At 69.2% G+C, this 18247-nt stretch carries 17 protein-coding genes and 1 tRNA gene; 12 read left to right on the top strand and 6 right to left on the bottom strand.

From position 1 onward, the window contains the following. The first annotated feature begins 434 nt into the window (after nt 1–434). Together VNN10_16000 and VNN10_15995 are read left to right on the top strand one after the other, a co-directional pair. On the top strand, nt 435–959 hold the full coding sequence (locus VNN10_16000) for a hypothetical protein (protein HXH23521.1): 525 nt from the start codon (nt 435–437) through the stop codon (nt 957–959). Nucleotides 960–1078: 119 nt separating this feature from the next. Next, nucleotides 1079–1558 carry a hypothetical protein gene (locus VNN10_15995; GenBank protein HXH23520.1) on the top strand — a complete coding sequence of 160 codons (480 nt, stop codon included), beginning with the start codon at nt 1079–1081 and terminating at the stop codon, nt 1556–1558. Between the two features lie 51 nt (nt 1559–1609). Here VNN10_15995 and VNN10_15990 read toward each other — a convergent pair whose 3' ends face one another. Beyond that, nucleotides 1610–2362 carry a TerC family protein gene (locus VNN10_15990; protein HXH23519.1) on the bottom strand — a complete coding sequence of 251 codons (753 nt, stop codon included), beginning with the start codon at nt 2360–2362 and terminating at the stop codon, nt 1610–1612. 401 nt (nt 2363–2763) lie between these two features. On the opposite strand from VNN10_15990, the gene VNN10_15985 reads away from it, so the two are divergent. Continuing rightward, entirely contained in the window at nt 2764–3375 is a 612-nt protein-coding gene (locus tag VNN10_15985; GenBank protein HXH23518.1) for an NUDIX hydrolase, read from the top strand. Nucleotides 3376–3408: 33 nt separating this feature from the next. Here VNN10_15985 and VNN10_15980 read toward each other — a convergent pair whose 3' ends face one another. Beyond that, a complete protein-coding gene (locus tag VNN10_15980; GenBank protein ID HXH23517.1) occupies nt 3409–4761 on the bottom strand; it encodes a CoA transferase in 1353 nt (450 codons plus the stop codon). An 8-nt stretch (nt 4762–4769) separates the two neighbouring features. Then, on the bottom strand, nt 4770–6005 hold the full coding sequence (locus VNN10_15975) for a CoA transferase (protein ID HXH23516.1): 1236 nt from the start codon (nt 6003–6005) through the stop codon (nt 4770–4772). A 136-nt stretch (nt 6006–6141) separates the two neighbouring features. Between VNN10_15975 and VNN10_15970 the strand changes: the two genes are divergently transcribed. Beyond that, on the top strand, nt 6142–6732 hold the full coding sequence (locus VNN10_15970; protein ID HXH23515.1) for an N-acetyltransferase: 591 nt from the start codon (nt 6142–6144) through the stop codon (nt 6730–6732). On the opposite strand, the gene VNN10_15965 is transcribed toward VNN10_15970, so the two are convergent. Then, the gene (locus VNN10_15965; protein HXH23514.1) at nt 6725–10180 is read right to left on the bottom strand and encodes an AAA family ATPase; all 3456 of its coding nucleotides are present in this window, start codon (nt 10178–10180) and stop codon (nt 6725–6727) included. The two genes, VNN10_15970 and VNN10_15965, sit on opposite strands and share 8 nt — an antisense overlap. A 147-nt stretch (nt 10181–10327) precedes the next feature. Between VNN10_15965 and VNN10_15960 the strand changes: the two genes are divergently transcribed. Beyond that, entirely contained in the window at nt 10328–11053 is a 726-nt protein-coding gene (locus VNN10_15960) for an SDR family NAD(P)-dependent oxidoreductase (protein ID HXH23513.1), read from the top strand. Nucleotides 11054–11387: 334 nt separating this feature from the next. Here VNN10_15960 and VNN10_15955 read toward each other — a convergent pair. Beyond that, nucleotides 11388–11462, bottom strand: a tRNA-Thr gene (locus VNN10_15955). 132 nt (nt 11463–11594) lie between these two features. Next, nucleotides 11595–12092, bottom strand: coding sequence for a hypothetical protein (locus VNN10_15950; GenBank protein HXH23512.1), 498 nt, complete (start codon nt 12090–12092; stop codon nt 11595–11597). Nucleotides 12093–12479: 387 nt separating this feature from the next. Here VNN10_15950 and VNN10_15945 point away from each other — a divergent pair, with 387 nt between their 5' ends. The 7 genes from VNN10_15945 to VNN10_15915 all read left to right on the top strand — a co-directional run bounded on the left by VNN10_15945 (nt 12480) and on the right by VNN10_15915 (nt 18239). Beyond that, nucleotides 12480–13271, top strand: a complete 792-nt coding sequence (locus VNN10_15945) for a GH25 family lysozyme (protein HXH23511.1) — start codon at nt 12480–12482, stop codon at nt 13269–13271. 63 nt (nt 13272–13334) lie between these two features. Beyond that, complete coding sequence (locus VNN10_15940) at nt 13335–14852, top strand: glycosyltransferase family 87 protein (GenBank protein HXH23510.1); 1518 nt, start codon at nt 13335–13337, stop codon at nt 14850–14852. 41 nt (nt 14853–14893) lie between these two features. Then, on the top strand, nt 14894–16237 hold the full coding sequence (locus VNN10_15935; GenBank protein HXH23509.1) for a glycosyltransferase family 87 protein: 1344 nt from the start codon (nt 14894–14896) through the stop codon (nt 16235–16237). Nucleotides 16238–16325: 88 nt separating this feature from the next. Further along, nucleotides 16326–16856 (top strand): toxin-antitoxin system HicB family antitoxin, encoded by a 531-nt coding sequence (locus VNN10_15930; GenBank protein HXH23508.1) that lies wholly within the window; start codon nt 16326–16328, stop codon nt 16854–16856. A gap of 18 nt (nt 16857–16874) precedes the next feature. Further along, nucleotides 16875–17108: a hypothetical protein gene (locus VNN10_15925; GenBank protein ID HXH23507.1), complete on the top strand. Its 234-nt coding sequence runs from the start codon at nt 16875–16877 to the stop codon at nt 17106–17108. Next, nucleotides 17095–17283, top strand: coding sequence for a hypothetical protein (locus tag VNN10_15920; protein ID HXH23506.1), 189 nt, complete (start codon nt 17095–17097; stop codon nt 17281–17283). The genes VNN10_15925 and VNN10_15920 overlap by 14 nt, the downstream gene beginning before the upstream one ends. Nucleotides 17284–17390: 107 nt before the next feature. Next, the gene (locus VNN10_15915) at nt 17391–18239 is read left to right on the top strand and encodes a DUF4097 family beta strand repeat-containing protein (GenBank protein ID HXH23505.1); all 849 of its coding nucleotides are present in this window, start codon (nt 17391–17393) and stop codon (nt 18237–18239) included. Nucleotides 18240–18247 lie beyond the last annotated feature (8 nt).

Here is an 18247-nt window from a genome sequence, read left to right as displayed (position 1 = left end):
CATCCTGGCCAGGCCGGCCTTGGCGGTGAAGGTGCCGGTCTCGCGGCTGCCGTTGGTGTTAGTCGTCATCTCGGGCCTCCAAACCCCAGTCTCGCTTTCTCAAGTATGCCTGATGCGGCCGGAGGCGACACCATCCAATCGAAGGAGAGTCGCGTGCGGATAGCGAACGGATGGACAAATGGCTGAAGTCGGGCCCGCTGCGCGATGGCGCCTCCAGAGCTTGCTTCGCCCTATCGGGCTCGCAATGACGCCGTGCGGCCAGCGGATCGACGGCCTGACGATTGCGGACCCGTTTGCCTGACGCGCTTCGGCGCACTGCTGCTCCCGGCTGCCGGCCTCACGGCTTCCGCCGCCTGCCTGGGCCAGCGCGCACGCGGCTCCCGCAGCCCATTCGGCGCACGGAAACCGCGTTGAGTAGTATTTGTCAGAGGTCTGTGATTGCTTGGCGATACGATTCGGGGGCGAGAGGCCGCCGCACGCGTTACCCCAGCCCTGCGCGCCGCGGTGCCGACAAGGAGGTCGTCCTGAGCCTGTCAGGCGGAGTCGAAGAGCAGCGAAGCGGCGGCCTGATTGGTCTGCTTGCGCAGGCCCACGTGCACGGGCTTGCGGAAGCGCATCCCTGCATCATGGCAGCGCGGCTTGCGGGGGGCGGCACGCGGGCCGGCGCCGAACTGCTCGGCTACTCGGAGTCGCAGATGCGGCGGCGCTGGGACCAGGTGAAGGAGGTCATCCTGGTACCGCTCGGCCTGCCGCCGCACGACGATGCGCTGGCGATGCTGTGGGCGGCGCTGCACCGCGGCTGCTGCTCGGCGCGGATGTTCGAGCTGTTAAAGACTGACAGCAGATTTACGGGCAGAGGGCTGTCAACTGGATGGCGGTCGACAGACTTGTACACACGCCGCAAGCCGAAAGTCTGCGGTCTCCCGGGAATCCTCCACGTGAGGGGCATCCGGCCTTGAGCGGGTGTCGTGGGGGCTGGGTCCTGCTTCTCGCTGTCGGGGCGGCCGCCCTGGCGGGCAGTGCCTGTCGCGAGCGAAGCCCGGCCTCGGACAGCCCTCCGCCCACCGCGGATGCGTCCGTGCTCAGCGAGCGCCTGGCCCGCCGGTTCGCGTCTATCTTCGTTATCGGTAGCGTGCCCGTAGAGGTTACCCGCCTTGACGCCGTCGTCTGGCCTGACGCCTGTCTTGGCGTCCATCCGCCGGGAGCGCTCTGCAGTGCGCAAACAATCCCGGGCTACGAGGCGCGAATACTGGTGAACAATGAGATGACCTACGAGCTTCGGGCTAGCCTTGACCTGATGACCGTCGTCTGGCCCGCCAAGGAGCAGATAGAGGGGATCATTACCAGTCTGGAACCCCACCTCATAGTAATTCGCGGCGATGGACCGCTCTTTGAGCGCTCGTTGATCCCCGGTTTTGCTCAGGCCTACATCGCGCCCGGAACGCAGTTCCTGACCCCCGGCGGGCAGGTGGCGGTCGGCCAGAAGGTCAGGATGGGGACGAACGCCTGGCCATCTTCCGACGTTCCGGTCGCCGTCTGGGTCGCGCCGGCGGACTAGGGCGCCGGGGCGCGGGCGGCGTTGGCGACGCCCCGGCGGAGGGTTGTCTGCCTACCCGGCCTCCGGCACCACGCCCGAGCGCAGGTGCACGGGCTCGACGCCCTCCCTGGCGCGGATGCGGAGGTTGATGGCCTCCACGAACACCGAGAAGGCCATGGCGAAGTAGATGTAGCCCTTGGGGATGTGCTGGTCCAGGCCCTCGGCCACCAGCGACATGCCGATGAGCAGCAGGAAGCTCAGGGCCAGGATCTTCACCGTCGGGTGGCGCTCGACGAAGGCGCTGATCGGCCCGGACGACACGAGCATGACCAGCACCGCGACCACCACGGCCGCGATCATGATCTCGACGTGGTCGATGGTGCCGACGGCCGTGATCACGGAGTCGAGCGAGAAGACGATGTCCAGCAACAGTATCTGCACGATCACGGCGGTGAACGAGGGGGCAACCCGGGCGCTGACCTTGCCTTCGTGGCCCTCGAGGCGCTCGTGGATCTCGAAGGTGCTCTTCGCCAGCAGGAACAGCCCGCCGGCCAGGAGGATGAGGTCGCGGCCGGAGAACCCCTCTTCGAATACGGCGAAGATGGGCTCGGTGAGCCGGATGATCCAGGCGATCGAGAGCAGGAGGAGGATGCGCATGCCCATCGCCAGGCTGAGGCCGACCGTGCGCGCCCGCCCCTGCTGCGCCCGCGGCAGCTTGCCGGCGAGGATGGAGATGAAGACGACGTTGTCGATGCCGAGGACGATCTCGAGCACGGTCAGCGTCAGCAGGGCGATCCAGTTCTCCGGTGCGAGGAATACTTCCAAGTGAGCACCTCCCGCCCGCATGGTATCGGGGCCGGCGCCGCGCGTCAGGCATTGGCCTTGGGAGGCGGAGGGCAGAGCTGCGGGCCACGAGGCAGGATGGGCCAGGGCTTCGGCAGGCGGCGGCCCTCTGGCTCATGCTGGCAGAGGGCAACTGCCAGAGGCCGGACGTAGTTGACAAGGCGCGAGGCCGGTACTAGTCTGCGTTCTCCAGACCGGCGTCGCTTATGTTCAAAATGGGGCCGCCGGTGCTAGTATGACGAAGCGGCGAGAGCCGCGACCGCCCCTCGGGGCGCTCACAAGGCGCTTAGTCCTTCTTCGGAAGGATGAAGCGGCAGGGCCCGGGTCCGCTCCCCCCGGGCCTTGCGTTTTCTCCGGCGATCGCCGCCGCCTATGATGGCGGCGTGGAGGCCCCCGTACCCCAGCGTCCCCCGAAACCGAGGGCGGCGGCGCCCGGCCAGACTCGTGGCCCCTGGCGGGTCCTGGACACGCGCGAGGTCTACCGCAACCCCTGGATCCGGGTGCGAGAGGACAGCGTGCTGCGGCCCGACGGCAGGCCGGGCATCTACGGGGTGGTGGAGTTCGAGCCGGCGGTGGGCGTTGTCGCCCTCGGCGACGATGGCGCCGTCTATCTGGTCGGCCAGTACCGGTATCCGACCGATAGCTACTCCTGGGAGATCGTGACGGGATACGCCGATGCGGGCGAAGAGCCGCTCGCGGCGGCGCAGCGGGAGCTGCGCGAGGAGGCTGGCCTGTCGGCGGGGTCGTGGACGGCGCTCGGTCACATCGAGATCTCGAACAGCGTCACGGACCAGGTCGGCTTCCTCTACCTGGCACAGGACCTCTCGGCAGTCCGGGCGGCGCCCGATGAGACCGAGCAGCTCGAGGTGCGGCGCATGCCCCTGGGGGAAGCGCTGGCACAGGCGCAGGAGTCGGCGATCTTCGATGGCTTCAGCCTTGCCGGCCTGTACCGCGCCTGGCACTACCTGCGCGGCGACCTTCGGCCCGCGGGTTGAGTCCCAGGTCAGGGAAGTCGGGTTGCCCGGCCCTCAGGGGTTGTCGCCCGGCGGCAGCACCGGCAGGGCGGACTCGCTGGTGATCTGGTCAGCGAGCAACTGGTCGTACTCGGCGTCGCTCAGTCCGAGCATGCCCTGCAGGACCTCGCGGTTGTGCTGGGCGTGGTAGGGCGGCGGCGAGTGGATCCGGGCGGGGGTGGCGGACAGGCGCCAGCCGGGGCCGTAGTAGTGGTAGGCCCCCATGTGCTCCTGGTGCATGATGTGCCACCAGCCGCGAGCCTGGTGGTGGGGAGAACGCACGGCTTCAGGCGGCGTTAGCACCGGCGTGGCCGCGACGCCGGCCGCCTGCAGGCGCTCGGCGAGGGCAAGGTCGTCCTGGGTAGAGGTCCAGGCGTTCAGGCGCGCGTCGAGGGCGTCGTGGTTGCGCCAGCGGCTGTGCATGTCGGCGAATTCGGGCGCGTGCGCCCACTCCGGATCGCCCATTGCGGCGCAGAGGGACCGCCACTCGGCGTCGGAGTTGACGGCGATGGCGATCCAGCGGTCGGCGCCCTGGCAGCGGTAGACCCCGTGGGGCGCGCGCCCCATCTCGCGGTTGCCGATGCGGGGGAAGAAGCGGCCGTTCATGGAGTACTCCATGAACATCTCGGCGATGGGCAGCGTCTCGCGGAGGCTGACGTCGATCTCCTGGCCGCGGCCGGTACGCCGGCGGTGGAGGAGCGCCATCATGAGGGCGCTGCCGACGTACATGCCGGCGATGGGGTCCGCGTAGTTGATCCCGCTGCGCACGGGCTGGTCGGGCACGTCGTGGTAGCCGGTATGGAAAGCGAGGCCGCCAAGGCCGTCGATGGTCGCGCCGAAGCCGGAATAGTTGCGCTCCGGCCCGGTCTGCCCCATGGCGGCGACCTTTAGGAGGATGATGCCGGGCTTGATGCGCGTCAGGCCCTCGAAGTCGAGACCGATGCGCTCGAGGACGATGGGGCGATGGTTGTCGACGACGATGTCGGACATCTCGATGAGGCGGACGAGCAGCTCGCGGCCGCGGGGCTTCTCGAAGTCGAGGCTGACGGCTTTCTTGTTGCCCTCGGCCTGGAGCACATATCCGGTGAGGCCTTTCTCGGCCATCACGGGATTCTGGTTCGGGTTGAGGCCGGCGGGACGGGGCGGCGCGGCCGTGGCGGCGCCGCCGCCGGCAGCTGCCGCCGCGGTCTCCTGCTGCCGCTGCTCCTGCAGGCGTCGGAGGCGCTGGATTATCGCGGGCGTCAGCCTGGGCACTTCCTGGACCTTGATGACCTCGGCGCCCATGTCGGCCAGCCAGCGGGTGCCTAGAGGGGCGGCCCAGATCGTGCTGAGGTCGATCACGCGGATGCCTTCGAGCAGACCAGCCATGTCTCCTCCTAGATGACGCCGGCGCGGCTGAGGTCGACAAGCTCTGCGCGGGAGTACCCCAGCAGCCCGCAGTAGACCTCTTCATTGTGTTCGCCCAGGAGCGGGGCGCGGCCGGCGCGCCAGGGCGTTTCGCTCATCTTGAACGGAGCTCCCGGGTAGGTGAGCCGGCCGGCAACGGGGTGGTCAACTTCGACGTAGTAGCCGCGGGCACGGAGTTGGGGCGAGTTCAGCATGTCCGCCGGCGAAGCGACGTAGCCGAAGTTCTGACCTCCCGCCTGGCCGGCGTGGTAGAACTCCTCCTTGCCATGCTCGATGGTCCAGGGCATGAGCAATGCTTCGATCTCCTCGTTCGCCTCAGCGGCGCCAGGCCCGACTAGGGGCGCGTTGCGCAGGTGGGGGACCAGGAAGGAGTCGTTTCCCGTCACCTTAGCCAGCACCTCGACGAAGACGCCGGAGCCGCCGCGGATCACGTTCACGTGACCATCGGCCGCGGGCAGAAGCGTGGTGCGATTACCCACGCGCTCGGTGAAGGTGCCCTGCTGAGAGGCCTGCAACACCCGGGGCGGCTCGAGGAGGAACGACATGGTTTCGTAGGCGGAGACATCGACGTGCTGGCCCACGCCCATGGTCTGCTGGGCGTAGACCGCCATAGTGACGGCGGTGAAGGCATTGATGCCGGTGTTGTACAGCGCCTGGTGGCCGCCGTTCTTCAATGGCTCCCGGTCCGGCTCGCCCGTAATCGACATCAGGCCGCTGATGGCGTGCAGGTTGACCTCGTCCGCTTTCCAGTCGCGCCAGGGGCCGTCCTGCCCGAACATCGAAATCGAGAGGAGGACGAGCTTCGGGTTAAGGAGGGAAAGGTGCTCGTACCCCAGCCCGAGTTCGGCCATGCGCCCGGGCGGGTAGCTCTCGACGACGACGTCGACCTGTGAGGCGAGGCGGCGGGCTATCTCCAGGCCGGCCTCGGTCTCGATGTCGAGCGTGATGCTCTTCTTGTTCGTGTTGCAGTACAGGTAAAGGCCGCTCGCCTCACGGTCCGGCAGGTCACCCCTGAAAGGGCCGTAGCCGCGGCTGACATCGCCGATGCCGGGAGGTTCGACCTTGATCACTTCGGCGCCGAAGTCTGCCATGAGCTTGGTACAGAAGGGCCCGGCGATGTACTGCGTCAGGTCGAGCACGCGCAGGCCGTCGAGGGCCTGTGGCGCTGCCGGCGGCATAGCGCCGTCTCGCGAAGCCTCGGTCATGGCACCTCCCTGGCTTTTCAGCCGAGTTGCCCGATTCTAGCAGAGGCGGAGGGGATGAGATGAGGACTACATCCGGGCCATGTCGCGGGCCTTTAGTCCTTTCCGGCCTGAACCGGTCCCGCCGGGGTGCCGGTCGGTGGCCTTACGCCAGTTCCGCTTTCTCCGCGAAGGCCTGGAGCGAGAGGGCGGGCGCCGTTACCGTGGCGGCGTGGTCTCGGCACCTGTCACCATCCGCGAAGAAACGGACGCCGATGCTGGCGCCATCCGGAACGTCAACGAGCTCGCGTTCGGGAGGCCGGACGAGGCGAGCATCGTCGACGCGCTGCGGGACCACGGCAAGTCCTTCCTCTCGCTCGTCGCCGTCATCGGCGACGAGGTCGTGGGCCACGTGATGTTCAGCCCTTTCACCATCGAGGCTGGCGGGGAGATGCGTGCCGAGGCGGCGCTGGCGCCGCTGGCCGTGCTCCCCGCCTGGCAGGGCCGCGGCATCGGGTCGGCGCTCGCGCGGGAAGGCCTCGAGCGCTGCCGGGCGCTCGGCTATGGAGCTGTGTTCCTCCTGGGCAACCCGGCGTACTACGGCCGTTTCGGGTTCCGTCCCGCGAGCGCCTTCGGCATTCGCTACGCCGGCGAGCTCGCCGCGCCGGACGCCTTCCAGGCCGTCGAGCTGCGCGCTGGCGCCCTGTCCGGGATGGCGGGCATCGGCCGCTTCGAGCCTGAGCTCATGTAGACCGGCGGATCAGGCGCAGGGGCGCTGCCGCGATGAACCGCCCCTGCAGGCCGCCCGGGAGCGCCGCGGCAATGCGGTCCGCCACCTCTCGCGCCTCGGTCAGGGCCGCCTCGTCCTGCTGGACAACCAGGAGCGCAAGCATGGCGCGCAGAAGCATGGCCGGGTCGCGCGTCCCGCGGGCCAGGTCTATGGCCCGCCGGAGGTCGGTTACGGCGTCTTCGCGGTTGCCCAGCGCCGAACGAGCGGCGCCGCGCACGCCCAGCGCCGCCACCTGATACTTCACGCGCCCGGTCGCCAGGCTACGCTCGATGGCTTCGTCCGCCTGCCGGACCGCTTGCTGCCAGTCGCCGCGGACCAGCGCCAACTCGGCCCGCGCCTGGGCGAGCCGCAGACGCCAGAGCCAGCCGTGCCAACCGGCCTCTCGCTCAACCGCGGCCGCGATCTCCGGCTCGATCGCCTCCGCTTCCGCGGGCCGGCCCTGGCGCGCAAGGTTCAGGAGCAGGTCGATCCCGGCGCTGACAGCCGCCGGCGGGAAGCCTGCCGCGGCCGCGACCTCGCGCGCCTCCTGCTGGAGCGTCGCGGCGCCCTCGAAGTCGAGGAGGTCCAGGTGCATGCCCGCCTCCATGGCGATCGCGCGCGAGAGCGGCGCCTTGGCCCCGTAGCGCTCGCCTACCTGGCGCGCCTCCCGGTACACCTCCAGGGCCTCGGCGTAGTCGCCGTGCGCCGCCAGCGACACCGCGAAGTGAGGCAAGGCCTCCATGAGCATGAGGACATGATTCTCCCGCCGCGCGCGCTCGACCGCCTCGCGCCCCACGCGCACCGCCTCGTCCAGACGCCCCGTCCAGTAGTTCCACAGCGGGACGAATGACCCCGGGCCGGGCGGCATCGTGACCCGCAGTTTCCGCGCCCGCTCCGCGATTGCCGTCAGTTCACTGAGGCTGCGCAGCGGGTCACCCTCGGCGCTGAGCGCGGCCGCGAGCCAGGCGTCCGCGACGGTGACCAGGTCTTCGCGGCCCATCTCGCTCGCCAGCGCGCGCAGGTCGCCGGCGTAGCGGCGCATCGCGGGAGTGTCGCGGCTCCACCAGCAGGCCATCGCCAGGTCCCCGAGGACTTCGAGTCTGCGCTCCAGGCGCTCGGGCGAGAGTGCCGCCAGCGCCGACTCGAGGTCGGGTCGCGCGCGGGGCCACGCCGCGGCCTGGATCAGCGCCCGGCCCCGGTAGGCCTGCAGGTCAGCGCGCACCTGGTCCCGCTCCGGCGTCGATGCGCGCTCGACCGCCTCCATCGCGCGTTCGAGGAAGGATGTCGCCTCCGCGTGGGCATAGGTGTCGAGCGCCTTGCGGGCGGCCTTCGTCAGGTAGTCGAGCGCCTTGTCCCAGTCCTGCGCCTCGTAGAAGTGGTGCGCAAGCATCTCGTAGTGCTCGGCCAGGCGCTCCGAGTAGAGGTCCTCGATCGCCTGCGCGACGACCCTGTGCAGCGCGCGCCGCCGCTCCACGAGGAGGGTCGAATAGGCGACGTCGTGCGTGAGGGCGTGCTTGAACATGTAGGAGAGCTCGGGGAAGAAGGCCTTCTCGTAGATCAGCTCCAGGCCCTTGAGCTCCCCGAGCAGCCCCTCGAGCTGTGCTTCGACGTCCGAGATGCGCTGCAGCAGCCGCACCGTGAACTCGCGCCCGATTACCGAGGCAAGCTGGATCGCCTCCCGCGCGCGGCGGTCGAGGCGGTCGATGCGGCTGAGGATGACGCCCTGAATGGTGTCCGGGATCTGGATCTGGCTCAGGGGCCGGGCTGGCGCCAGCGTGCCGTTGCTCCGCCTGAGCGCGCCCGATTCGACCAGCGACTTCGTGACCTCTTCGACGTAGAAGGGGTTGCCCTCCGCCTTGCTGAAGATCAGCCGCCGGACCTCCTCCGGCAATGCGGCGCCCTCGATCAACGACTCCGAGATGAGCGCCGATTCCTCCGCGCCGAGGTTGCTCAGGGCGATCCGGCTGAAGTAGCTGCGGTCGCCGAAGGGCTGGCTGTAGCCCGGCCGGAAGGTGAGGAGCATCAGCACCGGCGCCGAAGCGCTGACGTCGATCAGTCCGGCGAGCGCGTCCTGTGACTGGGCGTCGATCCAGTGCAAGTCCTCCACGACCAGCACGACGGGACGCCGCCGCGACAGCTGCAGGAGGAGGGCCCGCAGGCTGTCCAGCACTCCGGCGCGGCGCGCCCCGGCGTCCATCGACGCCAGCGCCGCGTCGCCCGGGTCGACGTTCAGGAGGAAGCGCAGATAGGCGGCCGTGGGCTGCGCCGCCTCGTCCCACTCGGCCACCGCGGCCTGGACGCGCCCTACCACCACGTCCTCGGTGTCGGCCTCGTCCAGGGCGAACGCGCTCTTCAGCACCTCCGTGATCGCGACGTAGGGCGTGTTGCGGGCGTAGGCGTTACAGTGCGCCTCCACCCAGGTAGCGCCGTCTTCGCCCAGCGAGCGGCGGAACTCGAGTAGAAGGCGCGACTTGCCCATGCCCGCCTCGCCCGAGATGAAGACCACGTGGCCTTGCCCGCGGCGCGCCTGTTCGAAGTAGCCGCGCAGCGCCGCAAGCTCCCGCTCACGCCCGACGAAGGGGCTCAGCCCGCGCGCCGCGATCGCTTCCAGGCGGTCGCGCACGGGCAGCGCCCGCAGCACCTCGTAGGCCTCGACCGGTTCGGCCTTGCCTTTCACTTCGAGCTGGCCCAGGGGCCTGAACTCGAAGTACTCGCGCACCTGCCGGTACACCGCGTCCGTGATGTAGATGGAGTCGTTCCGGGCCGCGGCCTCCATGCGCGCCGCCAGGTTCACCGTGTCGCCGATGGCCGTGTAGTCCATCGAAAGGTCGTCGCCGATCCGGCCCACGACCACGGGCCCCGAGTTCAGGCCGATGCGGTAGCGGAAGTGGGGCCTGCCGGCGGCCTGCAGCTCGGTGCTGAATGCCACCAGCGAGTCGCGCATCGCCAGGGCCGCGGCTACGGCGCGCCGGGCGCTGTCCTCGTGCGCGATGGGCGCGCCGAAGATGGCCATGATGCCGTCCCCGCGGAACTGCGTCACGGTGCCCTCATAGCGGTGCACGGCGTCGGCCATGCGTTGCGTGCACTCGCGCACGACAGCGTGCAGCACCTCCATGTCCACCCGGGAGCCCGTGGCCGTGGAGTCAGCGGCGTCGATGAAGAGGACGGTCACGTTGCGCCGCTCGCCCTCGAGGCCGGCGCGGTCGCGGAGGATGCGCTCGGCCAGGTGCCGCGGCGTCTCGATCGCGGCCTGCGCGGGCGCGGGCCGCAGGCGGCGGCCGCAGTTGTTGCAGAAGGCGCTGCCGGGCGGGTTCAGGCGCCCGCAGTCCGGGCACTTCGCCTCGAGGCTGGAGCCGCAGGAATTGCAGAACCGCGCGTCGGGCGGGTTCATCTGACCGCAGAGCTCGCAGCGCAATCCGTCCAGTACCACTCGGCCCCTCCTCCGGTACACGAAGGTTAAGGCCGCCGTCCTACCGCTACAAGGACGAAGCCGCGCGCTCCCTGCCGGCGCGAGGAGGCCGGGCGTAGGGCTTGCGCTATGATCCCGCGGACGCGTCCTGGGAGAAGGGGGAAAGGAATGCGACTGTCCGGCAAGTCAGCGATCGTCACGGGAGGCGGCCGCGGCATCGGCCGCGCGATCTGCGAGGCCTTCGCCCGCGAGGGCTGTCGCGTGCTGGTCGCCGACATCGACGTTGGCAATGCCGCCGAGGTCGCCGAGGCGATCGGCAAAGGCGGCGGCCAGGCCACTTACCGGCTGCTCGACGTGTCGGATGAAGGCGAGGTCGCGGCGACCGTAAGGGAGGCTGTCGAGGCCTTCGGCCGCCTCGACATCATGGTGAACAACGCCGGCGTCGGCGGCGGCTTCGACTGGGACCGCACGATCGCGGTGAACCTCAGCGGCGTGTACTACGGTTGCCGCATCGCCGGCGAGGCCATGGCAGCGGCCGGAGGCGGCGCCATCGTGAACACGGCCTCGATCGCCGGCCTCGTGGGGTTGGGGGGCACGGGGCCGTACGTCGCGGCCAAGCACGGCGTCATCGGCCTCACGCGCGAGTTCGCGCTGCTGCTGGGGCCGCGGGGGGTGCGCGTCAACTGCGTCTGCCCCGGCTGGATCGAGACGGAGATGACGCGCGGCATCATGGAGAACGAGGCCGGGCGCCGCCGCATCGAGTCCCAGACGCCTTTAGGGCGCGCCGGCAGGCCGGAGGAGATCGCGAACGCCTTCCTCTTCCTCGCCTCGGACGAGGCGTCCTTCGTCACCGGCTGCGCGCTCGTCGTCGACGGGGGCTGGACCGCCCGCTGACCCCGCGCCCCGCGTCCGCGCGGCTGGCTCCGAGCGCGCCATAACCCACCAGGGGCGTAGGGGCGCAGCACGGCTGCGCCCGCGACACCTCGCCTGCCGCTTAGGCCCCGTCTGCGCGGCATAACCCCACCGGGTGCGTAGGGGCGCAGCACCGCTGCGCCCGCGACACCACGCCTGCCGCGCAGGCCCGTCAGCGCGCCATAACCCCACCGTGGGATTCGGGGCGTAGCGCCGCCGCGCCCGCTGCGCCCCATCAGCCAAACAGGCCTCATCCGCCCGCAACTGGCCGCGGAAATGGAAGGGGCCCCGCGAGGCGGGGCCCGGCCGTGCATGATGGAGCCGACGGTGAGATTCGAACTCACGACCTGCCGATTACGAATCGGCTGCTCTACCACTGAGCCACGTCGGCGCGTCTATATTCTAGATTCGCTCTCGACGTCGCGCTACAGGTCGTCAGCGAGTTTGACGCCAGTGACAGCGTACCACGTGCCGCCCACAGCCTGTCATTGACATTCCTGCGTGTTCGTCGTCGGGTCGGATCTCAAACCGAAAGGTCGGGCATGGAAGAGCCGAATGCGACTAACTTTTCGGTAATGCGAAGGAGCTCAGCTTGATTCGGAAACATGGAGAAGCCTCTCAAGGCCGCGGCGGGGCTCCAGAAGTCGAAGTACTTATTTGGCACGTTGTACGACTTGCTGCACTTGGTAAGAACATCCATTTCCTCAGTCCGTAAGATCTGCTGTTCACGTGGAAGGGCGTTGTAGGACTTGACGAGGTCGTGCCCGAACTCCTTCTTTACTGCATTTTGATTCTTAGTGATTAGGTGACGTGCTTTGAGTTCCAACTCTATTGCGCGACTCAGGAGGAGGAGCGGCACTGGCGAGAAGTCGGGCGTCGGCGGAAGCACGCGGGCTGCTTCCAGGAACTGAGTGGCCCAGCGATGAAAAGCCGCCGGCGACAGGGGGACAACTATTGGGGAGGGGACAACGACTTTGGCTGCTGGATCTGAACTCATGTGGCAGGTAATGTCGACGACCACGAGCTCCCGATGGGCGGCATCCATTGGCCATCGAGTTCGAGAGGCGGCACCGACCGACTCAGCGGTTGAGATTATCGATGGTGCCCTACCGTTAAGCGGCGTCGGCGTGCTTCTATTCTAGATTCGATGCCTAGCGGGCGTACGCGTCCGTCAACGACCCGGCCGAAGCTCAGCCGTGACGGACTAGAGCCGACCCCAAGGAACGCCTGGCGACATCTCCAACGGCCGCCGGGGCTGACACGAGCCGCTAGGAGATGTCGCCTTCTCTCCTTAGGCTCCTCCCGTCGAATGCGCGCGCTGCCCTGGAGCCGCCTGAGGGCGTCTCCAGAGGGCGGGCCCGCGGGTACTCCTTGCCGAACGAGACAAGAGCAGCCGGGGGAGGGACGGATGAGGCTTGGCGTCGATTGCAGCAATTACAGCGGGCCCCTGACCGCAGAGTCCGCGCGCTGCCTCCGCGCCGCCGGCTTCGACTTCCTCATCGCGGGCACGCAGGCCGCCTCGATCACGCGGCAGCAGGTCGCTGCGGCGGTCGAGGCCGGCTTCGAGGTGCAGGCCTACGTCTACCTCTACTGGTCGCGGGACACCGCCGCCGAGGTCGGCCGCGCCCTCGAGGCCCTCGACGACCTGCCCGTCTCCCGCGTCTGGCTGGACTGCGAGGACGCCGCTGCCGGCCTCTCCCCGGCCGAGGTGGTCGCCCGCATCGAGGCCGCGGCCCGCGCTGGCGGCGAGACGCCCCTGGGGATCTACACCGGCCGCTGGTGGTGGCCTCCCGCCACCGGCGACTCCACGGCCTTCGGCCACCTGCCCCTCTGGCACGCCGAATACACCGGCTCCATCGAGGCGCCGCCATCGGCGGACAGCTTCCGGCCCTATGGCGGCTGGCGCCGGCCGGCCATCTGGCAGTTCCGCGGCACCACCCGGGTCTGCGGCTTCAGCGTCGACCTCAACGCCGAGGTCACGCCCCTGCCGCGGCCGCGCCCGCCCGCAGACGACCAGGTCGAGCTCCAGCTCGCCCGCAACAAGAAACGCTTCGAACTCGCCCTCGCGGCGGACATGTACGTCTTCAGGAACGGCCCCAGCGATGACAGCGTCGAGCTCGTCAAGGCGCTCGCGGGCGGCGGCGCGGAGCCGTTCGACCCGCCCTGCGTCATCCCCGTGCCGCCCCTGCCGCGGCGCTGACGCGAGGCCAGTCCCGCGTGTCCGCGGCTGTACACTTCTGGGTGCAATGGTGACTTTCCCCGGATGAGCGCCACCGCCGCCTCCCTGCGCGCTGTCTCCGGCCTCCTGCGACTCGACTGGCTTGCGCCAGCCGCTATCACCCTCGCGGCGGCCTTCATTTACATGAACGGCGCCTTCTTCAGCAGCGTCAGCGCCCTGCACGTCGACCTCTCGATCAACTTCACGGCCGCGCACACCATGCGCGAGGGCCAGAACCCCTACGGCGAAGAGGCCCTCCTGGAGCGCGCGCGCGAGCTGAAGTCGCCGCCGGACCTGGGAGGCCCGGAGCCCTTCATCTACCAGACCCTCTTCACCTCTTACATACAGCCGCCCGTATCGGCGCTGCTCCTCCTGCCGATCACCGTGCTCGACTGGCGCGAAGCGACGCGCCTCTACCTCCTTGCGAACAACACCCTCCTCCTCGGGGCGGCCGCCCTGACCCTGGTGACCGTGCGCCCCACGGTCCCGATGCGCTGGGCCATCGCGGGCGCCGCCGTCATCGTCGCCTTTTACAGCCAGGTCTACGGTTCCTTCGCCCTCGGCCAGGTCGACGCCTCGATCGCCTTCCTGCTGGCCCTTGGCCTCTGGGGTTACAGCCGCGGCCGGCCCGCGGTCGCCGGCGGGGCGATCGCCCTGGGGACGGCGATCAAGCTCATACCCGTCCTGCTCCTCGCCTACTTCCTGTGGAAGCGCGAGTACAGGTTCGCCGTCTGGGGACTGGCGATCGGGGCCGCGCTGTTCCTCGTGAGCCTCCCTCTCGCCGGCGTCGACACGTACTGGACCTACATCACCGAGACGGTACCTGCGCTGATGAAGGGCAGCACCCATTACGCAAACATCTCCATCAGCGGGGTCTACAACCGACTCTTCGCCGGCGATGACTTTGGCGGCGCGCTCGGCCCGCTCCTGACCCTGGAGGAGGTGCCTTCACGTAGCGGCGCGCGCCTGCTCGGCGCCGTGACCATGCTCGCGCTCCTCGGCTTGACCGCCGCCGTTGCCGGCCGGCAACGGCGGCCCCGGGAGCAGAGCGCGCCGGGGGCGCAGACCTACGTCCTCGAGTACTACCTGGTGGTCGCCGTCTCCCTGCTCGCCAGCAGCGTGACCTGGGAGTTCTACGTCGTCTGGCTGCTGCCGCTCTTTCTCGCCGCCTTCCTGGCGCCGGAGAAAGTCCTGCCCGGACCTCGAAGCCTGCGCGCTGGCGCGGCCGCCGTCCTGGTAGCCTGCTACATCGCCCTCAACTACCCGGGCGACCACTACCTCTTCGACGTGAACTCCGTCTTCTATCACCCGGAGTGGGTGCCGGGGATCGTCGTAGAGGACGTGGTCGACCTTTACCCGCTGCCGCCGTGGTTGGGCGGCCATCTCTCCCTCGTGCCGCCCATTCGCCTGGCGGCGCTATCGCTGCTCGCGGCCGTCCTCGCGGCGCTCGTCGTCCTCTCGCGCCGGCAGGCCGGCCCCGCCTTCGACGGTGACGGCGGGGCGCCACCCGAGGCCCGCAAGGCCGCGGAATTGCCGCGACCAGGCGCCTTCCCTAGAGTCTGAAGCGAGGGCGCCGTCAATCACGGTCGCCCTGAGGAGGGCCATTGGCTCGCTTAGGCTCGAGGCAGGGTCCAAGGGAAGCTGTCCCGGAAGCCGCCCGCTCTGGTCTGGCTGGCAGCCGTGAGCTGCTCGCTGCCGCGGGCCGCGTCGTGCTCCTGGCGGCCGCGGTGCTGCTGGCCGTTTACATGGCTTACAAGGCCCTGGACCTCATGCAGACATACGAGGAGATCATCTCGACCGCCTACGAGGCGAAGGGGCCGCCGAAGTTCCCGGAGGCCGGCGACATCACCGTCTTCTACACGGCGGGAGACGTCATCGTCTCGGAAGAGCGCTCGCGACTGTACGACCCCGACTACTTCATCCCCAGGGTCTTCGAGACGCAGGGCTGGCAGCCCGGCGACGTCTACGCCGGCGACGGCAAATGGAGCCGCTTCTACAATCCGCCGGCCTTCGCGCTCGTCCTGGCGCCCCTGTCCTTGGTGGACCTCCACACCGCCTACCTGATCGTGCTCGGCCTGAACATTGCCGCGACGGCCGTCCTGGCAGTGATCATGGGCAGCCTTCTGCGCTGGCGTCAGCTGGAGAGGACGCTACTCATACTGGCGCTGCTCAGCTACACACCCCTGTATTTCGTGTTTCAGCATGCGCAGTCGTCGCTGCTCCTGGCCCTGGTGCTCGCGGGGAGCTACCTCCTGTGGCGCTCGGGCGCCTGGCGGGCAGGAGCGGTGCTCGCGGTCCTGGGCGGGATGAAGCCCCAGTGGCTGGCCCTGCCGCCCCTGGTCGCGGCGAGGCGCCATCCGCGGGCGCTCCTCTGGTCCGCGGCCGCCGCCCTTGTCGTCCTCGTCCTGCCCTTCGGGCTCGTCGGCGTCGACGGCTTCCGCGACTACATCGACATAACGCTCGACCGAGGCGGCGGCGACCTCTCCGACCAGACCTACAGCAGCGCAATCCTCAGCTGGTCGGGCTTCATGCGGGCGATCACGGGCTCGCCGCAGCCGGCCCTTTCGCTGGCGGCAGCGGGCCTGACGCTGGCCGTGTTCGCGCACGCCCTGCTGAAAGGCGACCTCGAGCTGGGTATGGCCGCGGCCATCCTCAGCACCCTGCTCGTCGTGCCCCACTCGCACCCCCAGGACTGGGTAGTGGTGTTCGTCGCCGTCGCGGTCGCCCTCAGCAGGAGTGCCCCCACCGTCTCGCGGGTCACCGTGTGGGCGTGCTTCCTGGCGGTGTACTTCGCGGCCAACGACTGGCCCAACGCCTCCGCGACGGTCGCAGCCGGCCACACGGCGGCCTACTGGGTGACGCTGGCCGGCTTCGGCCTCTTGCTGCTGGTCAGCGCCCTGCCCTATGTCGAGGCTCGCCTCTCCGCGAAGGCGCAGCTGGCGGAGTAGGCGCCGCCCGAGCGACTGCGAGAAATCCTGAAGAATTTTCGTTTGCAGGCCCTTGACATGCCATCAACGATGCTGGCACCATGCTGGCATGACACAAGCACAACGCCAGCAACGAGAGATAGACCTCAGCGCCGTCTTCCAGGCGCTCGAGCGGCCGCTCGCCCTCATCGATAGTCCCGAGCGGCGGGCCGACATGCAGCGCTACGTGGAGGCGGCGCGGATCCACCTCGAGCGCGCCATCTTCGACATCCTTTCGGATGTCGCCACCACGGTGAGCGAGGCCGGCGTGGGAGCAAGCGTCCGCCTCGAGTACCAGGGCGGGAAGCTCTACCTGGTGGTGGAAGGCGCCAGCGAAGCCGAGGCCGGTCCTGAGACGGAGCGCCTCTTTTCCGCCGAGGGCGACATCGAGAAGGTCACCATCCGCCTGCCGGCCGAGCTCAAGGAGCTGATCGCGCAGGCGGCCAATCTGCGAGGCATGTCCGTAAACACGTGGTACGTGCGCGAGCTGGCGCGGACCATCTCCCGGCAGGTGCGGGATGAGATCCGGGACCAGCGGCGCGAATCAAGACGCGAGGAGCGCCGCAACCGCGGCCTGCGCGGATTCGTGGGGCGCGACTAGCGCCCGGAAGGAGCTGTCATGTTCGACTTCTGGTCCATCGAATACAGGGCGATGGAAGCCCTTTCGCCGCTAACGCCCCGGGAGGCGGAGCTACTGCGGTTTCTGGGCGAACACACCTCGGGACCGAAGGCGCCAGGCCTCCGGCGCCGCCTTGCGGCAGCCCTGGTGGGCGCCGGCCTGCGCCTCGACCCCGAGGCCCTGAACCTTACACCCGGGCAGATGGCGCTGGAGGCGGCCGGTGTTCGCGATTAGGGTCGCGGCCTTCATCATCAGCCTCCTCTTGGTCACCGGGGCTGTGGCCGCCGAGCAAGGATGGTTCATCGCCCTGACGGTGTTCACCGGCCTCTCGGTCTTCGGCTGGTCCGGCGCGCCGCGTATCTACATCGGCCCGCGCTCCAGACATCTGGGCTGGCAGGACGAGCGATAGCCATGGGCTTCTTCGGCATCGGCAGGATTCCTCCCGTACGTGTCCGCCTCCGCCCGCGCGCGGACCGGGACGCCGAGCATCAGGACTGGGAGCTGGGAGTAGAAGGCATGGACTTATACCGGCGCTCTTTCCGGCGCCAGGTGGATACTGGCCATCAGGCGCGCCTGCGCGTCGAGAACCGGAACGGCCGCGTGGACATCGCCAGCCACGAGGAGCCGGGCGTGACCATCGAGGTCACGGCGGACATCTACGCGGCCTCCGAGGCCGAGGCAGACGAGCTCCTGCGCCGCCTCCAGGAAGCAATCACGGTTGAAGGCGACAGGGTCGAGGTCTTTACCCCGGAGTTGCGCCGGCCGGAATTCGGCATCTTCTTCTTCGGCCGCGGCCCGAAGGTCGACTACGACATTCGGGTGCCGGCGGATACGGAGGTGCAGGTTACTTCCCGCAACGGGCCGGTGCGAGTGAGGGGCACGCGCCGCCCCGTCCGCGTCGAGAACCGCAACGGCCGCGTGACCCTCGAAGACGTGGCCGCGGACGTGACGGTGGAGAACAACAACGGGCGCACGTCGGTGACGCGCTGCGCCGGTGGCGTGACGGTAAGCACGACCAACGGCGCGGTGTCCGTGGAGCGCCCCGGGGGCGATGTCGACGTGAGCACCCGCAATGGCGCCGTCGAGGTCCAGGACCCTCTGGCCGGGGTGAAGGCCACCAGCACCAACGGCCCCGTCCGATTCAGCGGCAAAGTCAACGGGGACGTCGAGCTTCAGGCTACGAACGGCGGCATCCGCATGGCCGTGACGGCGGACAGCCGCTTCGAGATAGACGCTCAGTCCGTCCACGGCGGCGTGCACTCGGACCTGCCCGTCCGCGAGACGCCGCCGGGCGGGGAGAGTGGGCCCCTCTACAAGGTGCGTCTCCGGACGGTCAACGGCGGCATCCGCCTCACGGAACTGTGATGGCGGTC

The sequence above is a fragment of the Dehalococcoidia bacterium genome (assembly GCA_035574915.1).
GTDB lineage: Bacteria > Chloroflexota > Dehalococcoidia > DSTF01 > WHTK01 > DATLYJ01.
This window is presented reverse-complemented; position numbering and strand designations above follow the sequence as displayed.